We start from the raw sequence: 17,809 nt of genomic DNA, 5'->3' as shown, positions 1-17,809 counted from the left end.
CGTTCAAAGGTACGCTGCTCGGATCAAGCTTACACGGAGGTAATTCTATGGCATTTCATATCAGCAACGATAGATCAGAACCGGATCAGGTTTTGCTGGATTTAGCCGACTATGTTTACGACTACGGGATAAATAGCCCGGAAGCCTATCGAACGGCGCGATTATGCTTGATGGACACGCTCGGCTGCGGCCTTCTTGCATTAAGGTATCCCGAGTGCGCGAAGCACCTTGGACCGGTTGTTCCGGGAACCGTGGTGCCTCACGGGGCAAAGGTTCCCGGAACCCAATATCAACTGGATCCCGTAACGGCAGCATTTAATATCGGCTGCATGATCCGTTGGCTGGATTATAACGATACATGGCTTGCCGCCGAATGGGGGCATCCTTCCGATAATCTTGGAGGAATTCTTGCTGTTGCCGATTATATCAGCAGAAACAACGTTGCCGAAGGGCTGGCCCCTCTGACGATGAAGGATGTGCTCACCTTGATGATCAAAGCCCATGAAATTCAAGGCGTTATTGCCCTTGATAACAGCTTTAACCGCGTAGGGCTGGATCATGTGTTGCTTGTGAAGGTCGCTTCAACGGCGGTTGTAACGAAGCTGCTCGGTGGATCGAAGGAGGAGATGATCAATGCGGTTTCCAACGCATGGTTGGACGGTCAAGCGCTTCGCACATACCGTCATGCTCCGAATACGGGATCCCGTAAATCCTGGGCTGCCGGAGATGCCACCAGCCGGGCCGTCCGTCTCTCCATGATGGCTCTAAAAGGCGAGATGGGCTATCCTTCGGCGCTTACCGCTAAAACATGGGGCTTCTATGACGTGTTATTCAAGGGAAACGAATTCAAGTTTCAACGCTCTTACGGTTCCTATGTGATGGAAAACGTGCTGTTTAAGATTTCCTATCCAGCGGAATTTCATGCGCAAACTGCAGTGGAATGCGCGATTGCGCTGTATCCCGAGATAAAGGGCAGATGGGAGGATATCGATCATATCGTATTGACCACACACGAGTCTGCCATTCGCATTATCGATAAGCAGGGACCGCTGCATAATCCGGCAGACCGCGATCACTGCTTGCAGTATATGGTGGCTATAGGCCTCATTTATGGTGAATTAACATCGGATCATTACGAGGATAAGGTCGCAGGCGACCCGCGAATTGATCGGCTTAGAGCCAAGATGATCACGCAGGAGGATGCCCGTTATACCCGCGAGTACCATGAGCCTGACATACGTTCGATAGCTAATGCTGTGCAAATTTTCTTCAAGGACGGCAGTAGTACGGAGAAGGTGGAAGTGGAGTTTCCGATCGGCCATAAGAGGAGACGTGCGGAGGGGATTCCGCTGCTGGAACAGAAATATGAGGCGAACCTGGCAACTCGTTTTCCGCGTAAGCAATCGCAAGCCATTATGGAGCTGTGCTTAAATCAACAGCAATTGGAGCAAACGCCAGTCCATCAATTTATGGACCGGTTCGTGATATAAATGGATGATAGAGATTGGACGATTTTAAAGGTGCTTTACGAGCAGCGTAATATTACCAAAGCGGCGCAGCTTCTTTTTATTTCACAGCCTGCTTTGACAAACCGTTTGCAGCAAATGGAAAAGGAATTTGGCGTTCAAATCGTTCAACGGAAAAGCAGAGGCATTGAATTTACACCTGAAGGTGAATACTTAGCCAAATGCGCGGACGAGATGCTTTTAAAGACCAATAAAATAAAAGACCATGTCCTCAATTTACGCAATAAGGTCTCAGGAACGTTAAGGCTGGGAGTTTCCAATTATTTTACGCGAAACAAATTGCCGGGAATTTTAGAGTTGTTTAAAAATCAATATCCTGATGTGGAATTCAAAGTTGTCACAGGCTGGAGCCGGGATGTCCTAAATTTGATTTATAATCAGCATGTTCATATCGGTTTTGTCAGGGGGGACTACCCTTGGGGAGACCGGAAGCAGCTTATATTTGAAGAGACCGTCTGTATTGCATCCAGAAAAGAAATAAATATGAATGATCTTCCTAACTTATCAAGGATAGATTATCAAACGGACTATTGGTTTAAATCGCTGGTGAACGATTGGTGGATAGAAAATTTCGCCCATCCTCCAGTGATCGGCATGGAAGTGGATAAAGTCGAAACATGCCGGGAAATGGTTATTAGAGGGTTAGGTTATGCTATTATGCCCAGCCTCGTTCTTGAAGGCATACCTATTAACAAAATCAATATTAGTGATAAAAATGGCAATCCAATATTAAGAAGAACGTGGATGTATTATCATGAAGAAGCGTTGGAATTAAATCTGGTAAAAGCTTTTGTTCAATTTATGGAAGCTGTGGATTTGAGCGAACCGTTGTAGACGGCGATAAAAAATGGGGAAGGGATGATTCCTTTACCCATTTTTTTGCTTTATTCCGCAGAGCTGCGCTATTTGGAAATGGAATGAAAAACTACTGCTAAGCACAAAATGTGTCTTTGTCGAGTATGCCGCGTGGAGTTCGACCGATACCATGCAACGATCGGAAGCTGCTCGTCCCAGAAGCTTACTAACTTGGTTACTCCAGACATCATAAAGTTCAAAAGCCGGGTTGGCGGTCGGTACCGTACGAAGCCGTACGTAGCGTTTAGCTGGAATTTCTGGAGTTAATTTTCCCATTATGGGCTCGGTGAGGAGAATAACTGGAAAATGTCCATTTAATATAGCAATTATTGGTGTGAATCGAAAAAGAGTTTGGAATTAACAGGTGTTTTTCCCTCTATTTATGCAAAAATGACTCTGTGGCCTATAATTAACAGGAGTTTTTCCATTAATTATGGAGGGCAGAGGGCTGTTTAGTTTCATTGGGCTGTGCCAATAATCTCATCAAGATACTGAATGATTTTCTCCGGATTCCCCGAATATTGTGCCGCACGCATGTTGTCTTTGTCCAGCTTGGCCAGCGCATTTCTAAGTACCTCCTGTTCCAGCGCCTGGGGCACGACAACTACTCCATCGGCGTCACCGACGACGATATCTCCCGGATGTACGGGAGCGCCGCCGCATGAAATCGGAACGTTAATTTCTCCGCCACCGGCCTTGCCGCTGGCAGCAGCAGTAGTTCCTCTGGAGAAAACAGGGAAATGGAGCTTCTTGATGCCTAGAATATCCCTAATGGTCCCGTCAATGATAATACCTTTAATTCCTAACGATTGGGCCATCCCGACAACAAAATCCCCTGCAATGGCACGGTATTCATCCCCTTTGGCATCCACAACCAGAATGTCCCCGGGTTTGGCTTCCCTGATCGCTCTTAGCACCGCCATGTTATCCCCAACAGGCATTTGTACGGTCAAGGCTCTGCCGGCAATCCGGTATTCCTCCGTTAAAGGTTTAATTCGGGGATCCAAATTATTCATTCCCTGCATAGCATCGGAAATACAGGTTGTCGGAATTTGTTGAAATTGATCAATGATGTTGTGTTTCATAAGTAATCCCCTCCATACAATAAACTCTCCCTTTGATTTTTAAGCCTCTATATAACTATATATTTTGTCACCGATTAAATGAAATTCAAAATCTTGATGGCCAGCAATAAAGAATAAGTATTATTTTTTCTCTGCGGCTTGCTCTAAACTGAAACCAGCTTGAGCTTTCAATAACTATCTGGAGGTCGTTGATATGTCCCAATTTTCCATTCCATGCGCAGTTTATAGAGGCGGTACTAGCCGAGGAATATTTTTTGTGAAAAGCAGCTTGCCCGAGGATGCGCAATTGCAGAAAAAGATTTTTCTTCATGGCATCGACGCTTATAACGTTAATCAAATTAATGGGCTAGGCAGCGGGACCTCACATACAAGTAAAGTATGTGTCATCTCCCAGTCGCTTTTGGACGGAGTGGATGTGGATTATACGTTTTATCAAATCGGAATCGGTGAAGAAATAATAGACGACAAGGGGACATGCGGTAATTTGATGGCTGCCGTCGGCGCTTTTGCTGTAGATGAAGGATTAGTTATAGCGAACCCATCCACTGACTATGTGAACGTGTCGGTATTTAACACCAATATCAAGAAAAAGCTTCAGCTGAAGGTGCCGGTTGTGAATGGCAGAGCGAGAGTGTCAGGCGACTATGTCATGCCTGGGGTATCGGGTACCGGAGCCCAATTTACCGTCGATATTTTGAACCCTGGCGGTGCAAAAACGGGAAATACTTTGCCGATCGATGTTCTATTCAGCATGGAAACGGACAGAAGAGCTTATGAGGTATCATTCGTCGATGTGGTTAATCCTTTTGTGTATGTAGCGGCTAACGATTTGGGGGTAAAAGGAACGGAGCCAAGCAGCGAGCTGGCGATGAACGAAGGGCTGCTGGCAGAAATCGAAGCCATCCGCAGTCGGATGGCGATTCATGCGGGAATGGCCAAGTCCCCGGAAGAAGTCGCAGGCTCTGTTCCCAAAATCGCGTTGGTAGCGGAGCCGCAGGACTACGTCACTTCTGCAGGCAAGCTAATCAGGAAAGAAGAAGTCGATATTGTAGCCAGAATGCTCTCGATGGGGAAATTCCATCGAACTTTCGCCGGGAGCGGGCTTTATAACCTTGCGGCTGCTGCCTTGCTGCAGGGGACCGTACCTAATCGTTTTGCAGTTGAGAAGGACGGGGTTCTGGGCCAAATCATTCGAATCGGTCATCCGGAGGGGATTGCGGAGGTTCGCGTTTCATTGACGGAGGATGGCAAGGACGTTGCCTCCGTTGGGCTTGACCGTACGGCAAGGAGAATTATGAAGGGTGACCTGTACATTCCTGAATAAACATTAAGGCATTAAGAGACGGAGGAAGCCAACCATGACAGCAACACGAAATGATATTTATGAAGCCCGTTCCAATTTCACATTAAACGGCAAAACCTATTATTACTACCGTCTGCAGGCTTTGGAGGAGGCGGGTGCAGGCGCTATTTCCAGGCTTCCTTACTCTATTAAAATCATATTGGAATCCGTTCTGCGCCAATATGACGGGAAGACGATTACTATAGAGCATATTGAAAACCTTGCTCAATGGGGGACAGCGCAGATGAAGGAGAACGTTGATGTTCCCTTCAAGCCTGCGCGGATTGTACTGCAGGATTTTACCGGAATCCCTGTCGTCGTGGACCTGGCTTCTTTGAGAACAGCAATGAGCGATATGGGAGGGGACCCGGCGCTGATTAACCCTGAAATTCCTGTCGACCTTGTTATCGACCACGCGGAGCAAGTGGATCAATTCGGTACGCCGGATGCGCTTCAATATAATGTGGACCGGGGCTTTGAGCTGAATTATGAGCGGTATAAGTTTTTCAAATGGGCAACGAATTCCATCGACAAATTCCGTGCTGTTCCGCCTTCAACGGCAATTATCCACCAAGCGAATCTTGAATATTTGACTCCTGTCGTTTATAGCGTTGAAGAAGAAAATGGTGAATATCTTGCTTACCCCGATACCTGCTTCGGTACGGATTCCCATACACCCATGATCAATGGCATCGGTGTGGTTGGCTGGGGAGTCGGCGGCATCGAAGCTGAAGCCGGCATGCTCGGTCAGCCCTCCTGCTTTCCGGCTCCCGAAGTGATAGGAATCCGCTTGAGCGGTAAGCTGCCTGCCGGTACCACGGGCACCGATTTGGCTTTGTACGTAACGAATCTTCTGCGCAAGAAAAAAGTAGTCGGCAAATTCGTCGAGTTTTGCGGTGAAGGAGTGGCTCACTTATCCTTGGCCGATAGAGCGACGGTTTCGAACATGTCTCCGGAGAATGGAGCTACGATGACGATATTTCCAGTCGATCAGGAGACATTGAATTACATGCGTTTATCCGGACGGGAGGAGGAGCAGGTTCAGCTTGTCGAAGCTTACTGTAAAGCGAACGGTTTGTTTTACACGCCTGAATCTGAAGAAGCCGCCTATACAGAAATTATTGATCTTGACCTTTCAGTGATTGAAACGAGCCTGGCCGGTCCCAAACGGCCGCAAGACATCATCCGACTCTCGGAAGTGAAGGAGACGTTTACAAAAGCATTGACCCACGAAGCGGGGAATAACGGTTATGGTCTGCCCAAAGACGAGACTGACAAAGAAGTGCTAATTCACCACTCCGGCGGAGCGACATCGAAGCTCCAAACAGGTTCTATCGTGCTTGCGGCCATAACGAGCTGCACCAACACGTCGAACCCGAATGTGATGATCGGCGCGGGGCTTCTCGCCAAAAAGGCAGTGGAGAAAGGGTTGACCGTTCCCCCTTATGTGAAAACCAGCCTTTCACCGGGATCAAAAGTAGTTACCGATTACTTGCGGAAAGCAGGCTTGCTGCTATTCTTGGAACAGCTCGGATTCTATCTCGTAGGTTACGGCTGTACGACTTGTGTGGGCAATTCCGGACCTCTTCCGGAAGAAATTGCAGACGCGATTGCCCAGAATGATATGATCGTATGCGGCGTTCTTTCCGGGAATCGTAACTTTGAAGGACGTATTCATCCTCTTATTAAAGCCAATTTTCTTGCTTCCCCGCCGCTTGTAGTTGCCTACGCTATTGCGGGTACGGTAGATATAAATCTTCGAAACGAACCGATAGGCAAGGATCAGGAAGGGAAAAATGTATATTTGGCAGATCTATGGCCATCTGAAGCGGAGGTTCAAAAGATAATCGCCGAGTCCGTAACTCCAGAGCTGTTTAAATATCGCAACGAGCGGATTTTTACAGGAAATAGGGATTGGAATCATTTAGAAACCGCCGAAGGTTTGCTATATGAATGGGATGAGCAGTCAACGTATTTGCAAAACCCGCCCTTTTTTGAAAACATGTCCCTGGACCCTAGGGGAATCCGCCAGCTTCAAGGGTTACGGGCGCTGGCCAAGCTGGGGGATTCGATTACTACGGATCATATTTCACCGGCAGGCGGCACGATCCCGCCTAATAGTGTCGCCGGGAAATATTTGATGGACCATGGCGTCCCAACAGGAGACCTGAGCTCTTACGGAGCCAGACGGGGGAATCATCATGTCATGATGCGCGGGGGGTTTGCCAACATCAGGCTTCGCAATCAGATAGCAGCGGGCACTGAGGGAGGCTTGACGACGTATTTTCCAAGCGGGGCGGTTATGCCGATCTACGATGCAGCCATGAAGTATCGACAGGACGGCACAGGATTGATCATTATTTCCGGAAATGATTACGGTATGGGGAGTTCACGCGATTGGGCGGCGAAAGCTACTTATCTTCTTGGTGTTAAAGCGGTTATTGCACAAGGCTTTGAACGTATCCATAGAAGCAATCTTGCCTTGATGGGAGTTCTCCCTCTTCAGTTCAAGGAAGGAGAAAATGCCGATTCGATAGGTCTTACCGGCACAGAGGTTTTTGAAATTGAAATCGATGAAAGTATCAGGCCGCGACAAATAGTAACTGTATCCGCGGTGGATGAGAAGGGAAACCAAAAGCGATTCGAGGCATTGGTGAGATTCGATAGCGAAGCGGAGATCGATTATTACCGCCATGGCGGAGTATTGCAAATGGTGCTTCGAAGCAAGCTGGCGCGGGCTAATAATCATTCCGACTAGTGACTTTTGACGAAGGAAAACCACAATACGAGGGTTAGTTAGATCTGTACTCGCATAAAAAATTGTGATGGGCACAGGTTTTATCGCTCTGGCATGCTTAAATGATCTGGAACTACTCTCAGTTTCTTCTGGATAAATGTGATATGCTTACCGCAATGATAAAATGGTACTGCGTGTTTTTCGATCTTTGCGGTAAGTTTTTATTGTCATAGATAGGCTGCTGCTGAGTTGGCCAGGTTCACTTGATGATGAATGTGAGACTCAAGCTTGTTATTGCTTAATTTTTCGGCCATTTAAGCATATAATCAGGCTATATCTATCTTCACAGTTTGCTATCTTTTAAGAATTATCTATCCACCGCGGCGAACATAGCTAAGCTTTTTCATAGTGTCTTTGCCACCACAGACAAAAAAGAACCACAACGCGAGGGTTAGTTGCATTGTGGCATGGAATAAATAATTTATACTAAAACGTAATTGTTTTATTTACCTCTCAACTCTTCGATTATTTTTGCAACATTTTGTATTTCTAATAAAAATTGCTCGTATGAACTAGCGCGATAAAATTTGGGTATTCTCAACTCACATGAACTATGTGATATCACCATGTTTCCATTGGGATTTACAACCATCTCAATCCCATTGTAAGGGTCTAGATAATAAGGGTTTGAAGATGATGTATTTACAAATTTGAGTTGAAATGTAGAATTCTTATTATTTTTGCAAACAAATTTATGATGAGAAATATAAATTGAAGGAATTTTTTGACCATCTTCAGTCACTTCATTAATATTTTCAAAAAGGTGCATCTCTCCATGTTTCATTTTATTTTTAACACTTTCGAATTTGAAATAAACTAAATGATAGATACTATTTGCAGATTGATAACTAATTTCATTATTAAGCATTAGATCACCTACCTAGTGTGTAATTGCTTTTCATACCGACACTGTTGTTGCTTCAATTGCTCCAACGACAGACGCAGCTATAGCACCTACAACTGCAACACCAGCAGCAAGCCCGGTATTATTTGCCCTTTCAAAAGACTCATGGATTTCTCTTTCAGCATAGCCCAATGGTACATATATTGGTATATTACCTTGATCATAATTTTTGTACACATAATACTGTATATAACCAGTCTCGGGATACTTTATATTCATCTTCCAATCACCGTAAATGTGAAAGCCATTTATGCTCGACATCACTCCTCCTCTTACAAGACTCCGGTCAACTCCTTGATATTCATCTAGATCTTTTCCGGGGTCTTCCTTACCAGAACCTGATTTACTTCCCAAACTCTATTACCTGATGCACGAATATCAAGTTCGCTGTAGTATTTACCATCTTTATCATAAATAGGAGCCTCAAGCATAGGAAGTTTTTTTCTCAGCTGTATATAATTTTTTCGCTGACGCAACTTGAGCAATCTCATGAAACGCATTCCAAAAGTTCCCACCATTGGACATCAATAACTCAGCCGATAAGTATTATCATTTAATTGACCACCTGATCCAGAAAGTCCTAGACTATATTGCAAAAGTATTGTATTTAATTTTTCTCTAGAAGTATGACAGTAGGATCAATATATCTTAATGGATTATTCAGACCGTAGGTATACAAATTCAAACTCAGCGGATTCGAAATATCCCCTTCATACGTATCCTGATTAATGAAGCATTACTAATTTCATAATATTCAAATATGATTTTAACTCATACAATTTTTCTTATTTTCGATGGCGCAGCAAAAGATGACGGGCAAAAAAAGAACCACAACACGATGGTTGGTCGCATTGTGGTAAATATACAATTAAACTATACAATACTCGAATGCATTATTGATAGCCAGTCCCAGTTCTTCACTAGATAGACTGTAATTCACTACTTGCTCTTTTTCATATAAAAATGAATAGGAGCCATCGTTCTCTCTTCTACTTGGTATAAGTTTAATCTCTGTTAATGAATCACTCATTGCAGCTAAATACTTCCTATGTTTTGAAAAAGCCTTGTAACTTTTTATTCCTGTAGCCACCTCAAACACTTTGGAGGGAAACGGTGAAGTCAGGGGTGTAGATTCTTTAGATATACTAAAACTTTCTTTTAATGCACTATATAGAGCATTATAATCATTTGAATCCCCTAACTTTGCAATATCGCTTATATCCCTACGTATCCCGTCTTTATCTTGTGCAGTAGGAATCAATAGTATATTACTTTGCTTATCTTTATAAATACCAACAAGATGATAATTCATACAGCAATCCTTGCACTTAGAAACTTTTGTTACATATACGTTTATAAAAATACCAAGGTTTTCTGCATATGAACGCGCATCACTCAGTGCTTTTGCTTTCTCATTAGATATTTTAACATTTGCTAAGACAACGCTCAATGCTTTGCTGTCAGATATTCGGTTCGGTGGTATTGAGGACAAAAAGAAAACCACAATACGAGTGTTAGTCGCATTGTGGTTGACAAATTAATTTATACTTGCTTCAGCAGTCTGAAATAATTTTATTAGTTCTGAGATCAGTTGCTTGTTTATCATGATGTCCGGATCTCCACCATGAGTAAGTGAAACTACAAGAATAATGGATTCTTCAAAAACATTAACTATGATCATACCTTGTCTGCTCGAAGAAATTCCATTCACATAAATAGTATCAACTGCGAACCTTTCACGATGAAAAACATCGTTAAAAATTAGATTTCGTGCTTGTTCGAGAGCTTTTGTCACTCTTTGAAATTCTACAATATTTAACTCTATCTCAGCGGTCATACCATACTTATGAGTTTGTGAAACACAAACTTCAATAAAATTATCTTCAGTTAATGATATTGTTATATTTCCTGAATCCTCTTCTATGTCAGAATCAATATTTAAAATACCTAGTTTTTTTGTGTGTTCAGTCACTGTATATTCCTCCAATTTATTTTATAAATCGTTTTAAGATATCCGGCATTTTACTCCCTGGTAAAAAACGCTGGTGCTTTATTCCTTCACCGTCGACATGATAATGCCAACCTTTGTGGTCTACAGGAGAACCTTTGTCATAAGGATGTTTTTCTAGAGTGATTTTTGTATTTTCATCAAGTTCCCATACCATTTTATTTCGTCCTGGTGTTTTATACTCGTCTGGAATGTATTTTCCATTTACACCAAACATTTTAGTTATTGATGTTGAGCTTGCTGGAAATACTGTCATAGCTTGAAAATCTAAATTTAAACCCGCTTGAAAGTCAGGGAATCCGTTATTAATTTGATCTCCAACATAACTTGTTAGTAGTTCTTTCCTATAGTATTCCTGCTTACTACTTGGTAGCCTGTAATATAAATCATTATCACCATTAACCCAAGCTGAGTAAGCGTAACTCCAGAAATTCATTTCTTCCTCTAGGAAAGCCCCACTTGTACCCAAATAACCTTTAAGTATACCATTCTCTATTATCGGTTGACCTTGGAAGTTATTATCATCTCCTAAAAATGTGGATACATTTCCGTCAGTTAAAGCACCGTCACCGTTGTTACAAGATCCATCGTGTGCGTTATCTCCATCTTTCGATACACAATAGTGACCTGTTGGGTCAATGTTACTCAACGGATTATTGTGCACATACGTATAAAGATTCAAACTAAGCGGATTCGTAATATCCCCTGCATACGTATCCTCTTTAATAAAGCGCTCCGTTCAAAATAGAAAGCGGCAACCAATAATTCCAGTTACCACCAATTATATCATCCCGCCTGTTTTGTCAAAACTATCGGCTTCACATATTCCGTTTTATTCTTCATCATGGCATAGATCACATCAACCAATTTCCGCATAATACAAATGATGGCTTGTCTTTTTGTCTTTCCTGCCACCAGTTTCCGTTGGTAATACTCATAATAATAAGGATTGTTCGGTTCCTTGCTGCCTTTCTTCACCCCAATCTGCCGACATGCCAGCCGATAAAACAACTCATGCAATCCCCTGTTACCCTGCTTGCATTTATAGTGCTTATGGTTGTCTGCTGAACCTTTCACAACAGGAGCAATGCCAGCAAAGCGGGCAAGCTTACCAGCACTAATGAAACGCTCTATTGCGCCAATCTCAGCCACAAATGACACAGCAGTTACCAATTCAATCCCATGCATCGATTCCAGTTTCATTCCTGTTGCTTTCATCAACTCAGCTAACCGTTTTTCGATATCTTCCATTTCCTTTTTGCAGTTTTTAAGCTGTCTAACATGGCTTTGAATAATGAAATCCCGATCCTCTTGGTAATTTCGTTTCGTACAACCGTCCTGCTGTACTAAATCCACTATTTTTTGTGCAGATTTCAAGGAACAGGCGTAATTGCTCGGTTTCTGTAAAAACTCCCTTAACTCTTGGACGGATAAATCAGCCAAATGATGGGGAGCAGGGAATTGTTCGAAAAAGGTTAATGCCGTTTTACCGTCCAATTCGCTGAAAAACTTCTTATAACTCGGATAATGATGAGATAATTGTACGTGTAACTGGTTCAGTAATACGGTATGTGTATGGGCTAATGCTGTTCTGACTGTCACCAATTGACCGATAACCCATAGGTGATCAATAGGGTTGGCATCAGGCAAGCTCTCCAGTTTATCCACCAATACATGAGCCACACATTCAGCATCCCAAGAGTCCGATTTCTGAACAATGGGATTCGCCTTTCTTACGGCGTTGGGTAATGCTGGATTGACTTCCTTGACGATTTGTTTCTGTTCAACAAGGTACACCGCTAACCGTCTGCCGTATCCACCTGTATCCTCTAAGCCATAAATGATACCTTTGCCGTTTTTGGCGTATTTCTTGACTTCCTTCATCAATTCAGGGAATACAGTCGTCTTATTGTCAAACTTTAATTCCCCCAACTTCTGCTTAAATCCTGTCAAAAATACAGCGGTATGATGATTTTTATGTAAGTCGATGCCGACAAAAATATTTCTCAAACGTGATTCTTCGTATTGCTCGTTGATTTCGATGGTCAGATTGTTTCCCCCTTATTGCCGATCATGTAGACTTGAATGCTTGGGTAAGAGAAAGCTTGCACCCTTATTTCGAGTGGTCATAGCCACAAAGATACCAAAGCAATATCTTTCTCTCTGTAAACATTCAAATCTACATACGGCTAATTTTCTTTGATCATAAATGCTTTCGATAATTGGATATGGATAAGTTCAGTTTGTAGCTCTTGTGACTTGTTATGAAGAAGCATCATAATTTCTTCAACCGTTAATTTATGAAATTCTGCTGGCTTCTCGCTGATGGTGTCAAGAATGATTGATGTAAAACGTTCGTAAACTCGGATTTGGCTTACTATCTGTTGTTCTTCGACTGTTAAGCGTTCCATTTTACTGTTCATAGGATCGCTTGATGCTTGCCGACAGCTTCCACATTCGCATATTGATACATGCCGCTGTAAAAGCTTCTACGGTCAAGGATTCGCTTCACTTGAACTTTGGTGAATAATTTACCTTGCTGTGTTTTGTAGTTGTCAAGGTTCAGTTGGTCGGCTACTTCAGATAATGTCCAATGGGGAAACAATCCTTTTAACTCAAATACTCGTTCCACGGTAATGGCTTGTTCTTTATCGATTTCTAACACTTTAGAACCTTTCTTGGCTTTATAGCCAAATGTTGCTCGTCCTCCTGCATAACCGCCTTCTTTGGCTTTCTTATTGCGTCCTTTACCTAGCTTCATGGCGATTTCTAAGCGTTGGTATGCGTCTAATAGTTCCATTAAACCGTTGATTAAGAAGTCGGAAGGGTCTTTCTTGTAAATGCTGTAGGTAGGCTGTTCAATGGATTTCACATCAACGTTGTATTTCTTAAATTCTCGATGTACTAATACTTTGACAATATCACTTCTCCATAAACGATTGGTATTCAGAACAACCACATGATCAATGGAGCGAGTAGAGAGGAGGGAAAGCATATCCTGAAAGCCCTCTCTATCTACTTCCATTGCTTCCTCGTCTACTTTTGCGCCGCTAATGCCTTCATCACAAAACACATGAAGTAGATTCCAACCTTGCTGCTGACAATACGTTTCGATTTCTTCCTGCTGATAAGATAAGCTGTAGCCATCTTTGGCTTGTCCTGATGTTGAGACACGAATATAGCCGATCACGTTCATGAAAACACCCTCCGTTACAGAAATTGTGATTATTGTAACTCACTTAAGTTATATAACTCACTTGAGATACATTATATAACGCACATGCGTTTCACACAATAGTTTTTTATGGTATAGTGAAAATACTCTGTAACGGAAGGAGTCCATTTATGCCTATACGAATTCGACTTAAAGAAATCCTCGAAGAACGGGGAATGTCTCAACGAGAGTTGGCGCGTTTAATGAACGTGCGACCTAACACTATTAATCGATTGTGCCATGATAACGTGACAACAGCTTTTTTTGATACTCTTGAACATATATGCCAAACACTAGACATTGGACTACATGAACTATTAATTATGGAAAGCAATAAACCAACTTCAACTGAAAAATAAGTACAATCGCCCAATTCCTAACATCGATACAACTCCCTATCAGCTATGCAAAATACAGCCAATTTCAAGCCTTCAAACAATGTAAAATACCCCCGATGGTATTAGAATATAAAATCGCCATTTCAATGTGATGCAATCGGGATTTTAACGAGTTTTCTTGCAATATGTACGGATATCTATGTATTTCTTATGTTTCCTTGCAATCCTTGCAACATCTATGAAAAAGCGATTATGTCGCTGAAAGCTAGGAAATTACTGGACTTTGGGGCATTATGTATGAGAAATTACTTGCAATCGTATCGTTAACAACAGTAAGTGATTTGATGTGATTTATCCCAATTCTGCAAAGTTTATGGTTAATGATTTTAATGATTTCTGGCTCGGTAACATAAGTCGTTTGGATAGTTTTACTTTTCTATCATAGGTAGTTGTTGAATATATCTGCTTTAACTCCGATTGTGTAAGCCAACTATGAAGAGCATGAAAGCCAAGCACTGATTCAATTTGACTCAAGGTATGCGGCTGATTTTTGATCCATTCCATCGTTAATCCTTCAATGGCAGGGGATAGCTTAATCTGTTTTACTATGGGCTGTGTGATGTAATCGAAAAAGCTTCGGGTCAATAGCTCTGTTGCCTTTCGTTTAGGTGAATACTTGGACAGACTTTTCCCTTTTAGATTGATCTCCATCCTCAACAAACCCTGTGCTTTGTCAATGATTTTCTGTGATTGCCTATTACTAATGCATTCTTTATATTTATTGTAGAAGGAAATCCGTCTGCTTTTATTTTTATGTATGACTGTTTCACAGATACCATGTGTTTCCAGTTTCATACGAGGAAACTTCATTGCAGCCAGTTCCTTTAAGTAATCATCGATCTCATCATTAACAGGAAAATTCCAGCAAACATCTAATCGCTTTGTATACCAATCCTCATTTCTAACATGGATGTTAAACAATTCATGTAACCGTGATTGTAACCTTTGTAAAAAGAGAGGAATGTCGCTTTCTTTTAAGAGGTTTACATTGTTACCGAAGAGAAATTTGGGGATAGAAAAATCGATTTCTAACAGTTGGTTGTAATCCGTGTATTCAATTAGCGGTAGGAAGGGGTCATAGATCGTATATTTCGTTCTCGGTTCTCCTTCTTGCAAGTATGTGAATAATTTGGCTTGCTGTAAATAATCAGGATGAATATAGATATGAGTTTTCAGGTTAATGGTATCGAACAATAAAACACTTCTCCTTTTTATATGATGTGGATACTCAAATTTGGGGAAAGATTCTACATGTTATATAGAACAAGCAAGAAGCATCACTCCTTTCAAATATTCGTTTTAATTTTTCTTATTTCTAAGCAAGTCATGTTTAACGCTCAAATCGTAGATATCATCGTCTATAGCATCATTTCCTCTCTGAAATTGACCCAATCCACGTTGCGGCATAACCAGATAGTAAACCAACCATTGCAGCGCAGACATCCGTTTATCTTTTCGTTCTGTCCATTTCGTTTGCTCAGCTTCAGTTAAATTCTCTGGTAACATCTCATCCAATAGCTCGGACAGCCTTTCCAGTGTCTCCAGTATGCGGTATCTTCCTCTGTAGAAATCGTGCTCGTAAAGCTCTGTGTACAGTGTGGAACGTAAATTAAGAATAACAGTTTCAATTTGTAGCTCCTGTGCAAGCATCCTTCGTTCATCCTCGTGAGGATCAACCCAACGCAAATATTCTTGCTGTACACCTTCATCATCTGTAAAAATATCGGGCATCTCAAAAGAGTCCCGCTTCGATAGCCTCCTCAAATACTCCAATTGAATTTGGATTTTTTCAACCTCATTTAGTTCCTTTGTAAAAAATTCTTCTTCGATTTTAAACATGGCAGATAGCGCCTCAAGCTTCGCTTTAGGAATTGGCCTCTTTTTGCTTAACCACGCCATTATGGTTGGTGGGGCAATCTCCAGTTTTTCAGCCAATTTCTTATACGTGCCGTTATACACTTTTACAATATATTGAAGTCCTATCATTTCAATCACCCTTCACACAAAGACTAATCAATTAGCCATTCTTCTGTAATCAATATACCAAAAGGCTACTTGATTAGTCAATAGTTTTGAAATATATATTTTAGATTCCGCCGCGCGTACATATTGAGCGATTTTTCGTGTTGTCTCGCGGCAGAGAGGGAGAGGACAAAAAGAAACCACAACACGAGGGTTAGTCGAATTGTGGTTTAAAGTTAGGGAAGGCCCCTGTACAAATACCCTGTTACCGGATAATCAACAGGCCTAATTATAATTTATGTTTCAGAAAAGCAATAGAACTTATTTCTTCGGTGGTTTCTCTTAGACTAAATTCCGACACTGCATTTTTTCTAAAATAAATACCCGTATTTGGAATCTCTTTAATAAAATCAGCTTGCTTAAAAATTCTATTAAACTCATTCTTTGCTGATTCATATAGATATCCTGAGTAAAATGCTCTATCTGTAGGTAATTCGCATACATCTTCAATTAGAGCCTTTACTCCACATACGCTCCTTTCAATACCTATTACCCCAAATGCAGGTTTGAGCGCTTCAAATGAAATCAATCCTACATGTTCAATAAAGCTTAGGTTGTTTGAGGTTGTGACATCAGAATAATTAAAACTTAAAGAAACCTCGTATGATAACTCATCTAAAAAAGATACATTAATTCTGCAATTTAAACCATTGGTAAACTTGCATTCCAAAAAACTTAATACACCTGATACTAGATCATCAACTGAAAAATCATTTGAAATATGGTTTTCAACGCCATTCCAGATATCTTCATATGTTACTGTCTTTGGGTTAACTCCAAGATAACACACATCAATACATTCCATACCTTTCTTTGATAATCCTAAAATAAGTGCTTCTATTTTTTTGTAGTCATACTTGCTGTTTAAACAAGCACTGATTATTAAATATTCACCGTATCCTAAATCCATAGAACCCTCCTATTTCAGTCCAAATTTCGCCATTTGTTGGTCACTTAATCTAACAACAGTAGCAACAAAACCTTGAAACTTACCTTCTGCATAGACGTATACTCCTACCGCTTGGCCGTTAACCTCTTTATAGAATCCTTTTACAACTTCTCCGCCTAGAACATTATCAAATGATTTATCAGCAGTTCTTAAGACATTACTAACATAATTGTTCCATTCTGAGGCAGTTTGCTTACTCCAATTTCCAAATCCTAAATCTTGTGCGTGTTTAAAAGCGTGTTGCATTCTAGATGCATTGCTAGTGGCATACGCAATTCCTTCTTCTCCAAGTCTTACAACTTGAGGCCCTCTACCTATAGGGGTAATTGACGCGGCAAATTTAAAAGCCGGATTATCCATGTATTTCCAAGAGTCGCTTGCACAATCTGCACAACTGCCACTACTACCAGCAAATCTTATGTCTGATGGTAATCCTCGATTCTTCTGATAATAATATACTTCTCTTGCACTATCCGCAGCCGTTTCAGCACTTAGTTGAATTTTTTGAAGCCTTCCAAGTTGATCTCCATAGTCTGGTGAAGATGAATCAAGACCATTAATAGTATCTTGGGCATCGTTCCATTGTTGAGTATACGGAGATATTAACCCCCTCAGTTCGTCGTTGTCTGAATCCTTATAATGACCAGTCGGGTCAAGATACCTCAAAGGATTATTCTCCACATACGTATACAGATTCAAACTCAGCGGA

Annotated in this window: 17 protein-coding genes and 1 pseudogene; 5 read left to right on the top strand and 13 right to left on the bottom strand. The window is 41.6% G+C overall.

Going from position 1 to position 17,809, the window contains the following annotated elements:
• Window positions 1–47 precede the first annotated feature (47 nt).
• Both ACFQ0C_RS11140 and ACFQ0C_RS11135 read left to right on the top strand, forming a co-directional pair.
• Complete coding sequence (locus tag ACFQ0C_RS11140) at window positions 48–1,490, top strand: bifunctional 2-methylcitrate dehydratase/aconitate hydratase (RefSeq protein WP_379366721.1); 1,443 nt, start codon at window positions 48–50, stop codon at window positions 1,488–1,490.
• Window positions 1,491–2,360: a LysR family transcriptional regulator gene (locus tag ACFQ0C_RS11135; protein ID WP_379366719.1), complete on the top strand. Its 870-nt coding sequence runs from the start codon at window positions 1,491–1,493 to the stop codon at window positions 2,358–2,360.
• A gap of 479 nt (window positions 2,361–2,839) precedes the next feature.
• Here ACFQ0C_RS11135 and ACFQ0C_RS11130 read toward each other — a convergent pair whose 3' ends face one another.
• Complete coding sequence (locus ACFQ0C_RS11130) at window positions 2,840–3,466, bottom strand: RraA family protein (protein ID WP_379366717.1); 627 nt, start codon at window positions 3,464–3,466, stop codon at window positions 2,840–2,842.
• Window positions 3,467–3,659: 193 nt separating this feature from the next.
• On the opposite strand from ACFQ0C_RS11130, the gene ACFQ0C_RS11125 reads away from it, so the two are divergent.
• Window positions 3,660–4,790: a PrpF domain-containing protein gene (locus tag ACFQ0C_RS11125; RefSeq protein WP_379366715.1), complete on the top strand. Its 1,131-nt coding sequence runs from the start codon at window positions 3,660–3,662 to the stop codon at window positions 4,788–4,790.
• Window positions 4,791–4,824: 34 nt separating this feature from the next.
• Window positions 4,825–7,566, top strand: coding sequence for an aconitate hydratase AcnA (gene acnA, locus ACFQ0C_RS11120; protein ID WP_379366713.1), 2,742 nt, complete (start codon window positions 4,825–4,827; stop codon window positions 7,564–7,566).
• Between the two features lie 481 nt (window positions 7,567–8,047).
• On the opposite strand, the gene ACFQ0C_RS11115 is transcribed toward acnA, so the two are convergent.
• From ACFQ0C_RS11115 to ACFQ0C_RS11080, 8 genes and pseudogenes are all read right to left on the bottom strand, one after another.
• Window positions 8,048–8,473, bottom strand: coding sequence for a hypothetical protein (locus ACFQ0C_RS11115; protein WP_379366711.1), 426 nt, complete (start codon window positions 8,471–8,473; stop codon window positions 8,048–8,050).
• A 30-nt stretch (window positions 8,474–8,503) separates the two neighbouring features.
• Window positions 8,504–8,863, bottom strand: coding sequence for a hypothetical protein (locus ACFQ0C_RS11110; protein WP_379366709.1), 360 nt, complete (start codon window positions 8,861–8,863; stop codon window positions 8,504–8,506).
• 514 nt (window positions 8,864–9,377) lie between these two features.
• Complete coding sequence (locus ACFQ0C_RS11105) at window positions 9,378–10,001, bottom strand: hypothetical protein (RefSeq protein ID WP_379366707.1); 624 nt, start codon at window positions 9,999–10,001, stop codon at window positions 9,378–9,380.
• Between the two features lie 45 nt (window positions 10,002–10,046).
• The gene (locus ACFQ0C_RS11100; RefSeq protein ID WP_379366705.1) at window positions 10,047–10,481 is read right to left on the bottom strand and encodes a hypothetical protein; all 435 of its coding nucleotides are present in this window, start codon (window positions 10,479–10,481) and stop codon (window positions 10,047–10,049) included.
• A 655-nt stretch (window positions 10,482–11,136) separates the two neighbouring features.
• Window positions 11,137–11,250 (bottom strand): annotated as a pseudogene (locus ACFQ0C_RS11095) (RHS repeat-associated core domain-containing protein); the annotation flags it as partial.
• 53 nt (window positions 11,251–11,303) lie between these two features.
• Window positions 11,304–12,527, bottom strand: a complete 1,224-nt coding sequence (locus tag ACFQ0C_RS11090; protein WP_445324352.1) for an IS110 family RNA-guided transposase — start codon at window positions 12,525–12,527, stop codon at window positions 11,304–11,306.
• A gap of 179 nt (window positions 12,528–12,706) precedes the next feature.
• Window positions 12,707–12,940: a hypothetical protein gene (locus ACFQ0C_RS11085; RefSeq protein WP_379366703.1), complete on the bottom strand. Its 234-nt coding sequence runs from the start codon at window positions 12,938–12,940 to the stop codon at window positions 12,707–12,709.
• On the bottom strand, window positions 12,937–13,713 hold the full coding sequence (locus tag ACFQ0C_RS11080) for a recombinase family protein (protein ID WP_379366701.1): 777 nt from the start codon (window positions 13,711–13,713) through the stop codon (window positions 12,937–12,939). The genes ACFQ0C_RS11085 and ACFQ0C_RS11080 overlap by 4 nt, the downstream gene beginning before the upstream one ends.
• A 149-nt stretch (window positions 13,714–13,862) precedes the next feature.
• Between ACFQ0C_RS11080 and ACFQ0C_RS11075 the strand changes: the two genes are divergently transcribed.
• Window positions 13,863–14,090 carry a helix-turn-helix domain-containing protein gene (locus ACFQ0C_RS11075; RefSeq protein ID WP_379366699.1) on the top strand — a complete coding sequence of 76 codons (228 nt, stop codon included), beginning with the start codon at window positions 13,863–13,865 and terminating at the stop codon, window positions 14,088–14,090.
• Between the two features lie 330 nt (window positions 14,091–14,420).
• Here the strand turns inward: ACFQ0C_RS11075 and ACFQ0C_RS11070 are convergent, their stop codons facing one another.
• From ACFQ0C_RS11070 to ACFQ0C_RS11055, 4 genes are all read right to left on the bottom strand, one after another.
• Window positions 14,421–15,323 carry a phage/plasmid replication domain-containing protein gene (locus ACFQ0C_RS11070; protein WP_379366697.1) on the bottom strand — a complete coding sequence of 301 codons (903 nt, stop codon included), beginning with the start codon at window positions 15,321–15,323 and terminating at the stop codon, window positions 14,421–14,423.
• Window positions 15,324–15,428: 105 nt separating this feature from the next.
• Entirely contained in the window at window positions 15,429–16,115 is a 687-nt protein-coding gene (locus ACFQ0C_RS11065) for a helix-turn-helix domain-containing protein (protein ID WP_379366695.1), read from the bottom strand.
• A gap of 265 nt (window positions 16,116–16,380) precedes the next feature.
• Complete coding sequence (locus ACFQ0C_RS11060) at window positions 16,381–17,061, bottom strand: hypothetical protein (protein WP_379366692.1); 681 nt, start codon at window positions 17,059–17,061, stop codon at window positions 16,381–16,383.
• Window positions 17,062–17,070: 9 nt separating this feature from the next.
• Complete coding sequence (locus tag ACFQ0C_RS11055; RefSeq protein ID WP_379366690.1) at window positions 17,071–17,766, bottom strand: hypothetical protein; 696 nt, start codon at window positions 17,764–17,766, stop codon at window positions 17,071–17,073.
• Between the last annotated feature and the right edge of the window lie 43 nt (window positions 17,767–17,809).

This window comes from Paenibacillus sp. GCM10027630, from assembly GCF_042676305.1.
Taxonomy (GTDB): Bacteria; Bacillota; Bacilli; order Paenibacillales; family NBRC-103111; genus Paenibacillus_S.
This window is presented reverse-complemented; position numbering and strand designations above follow the sequence as displayed.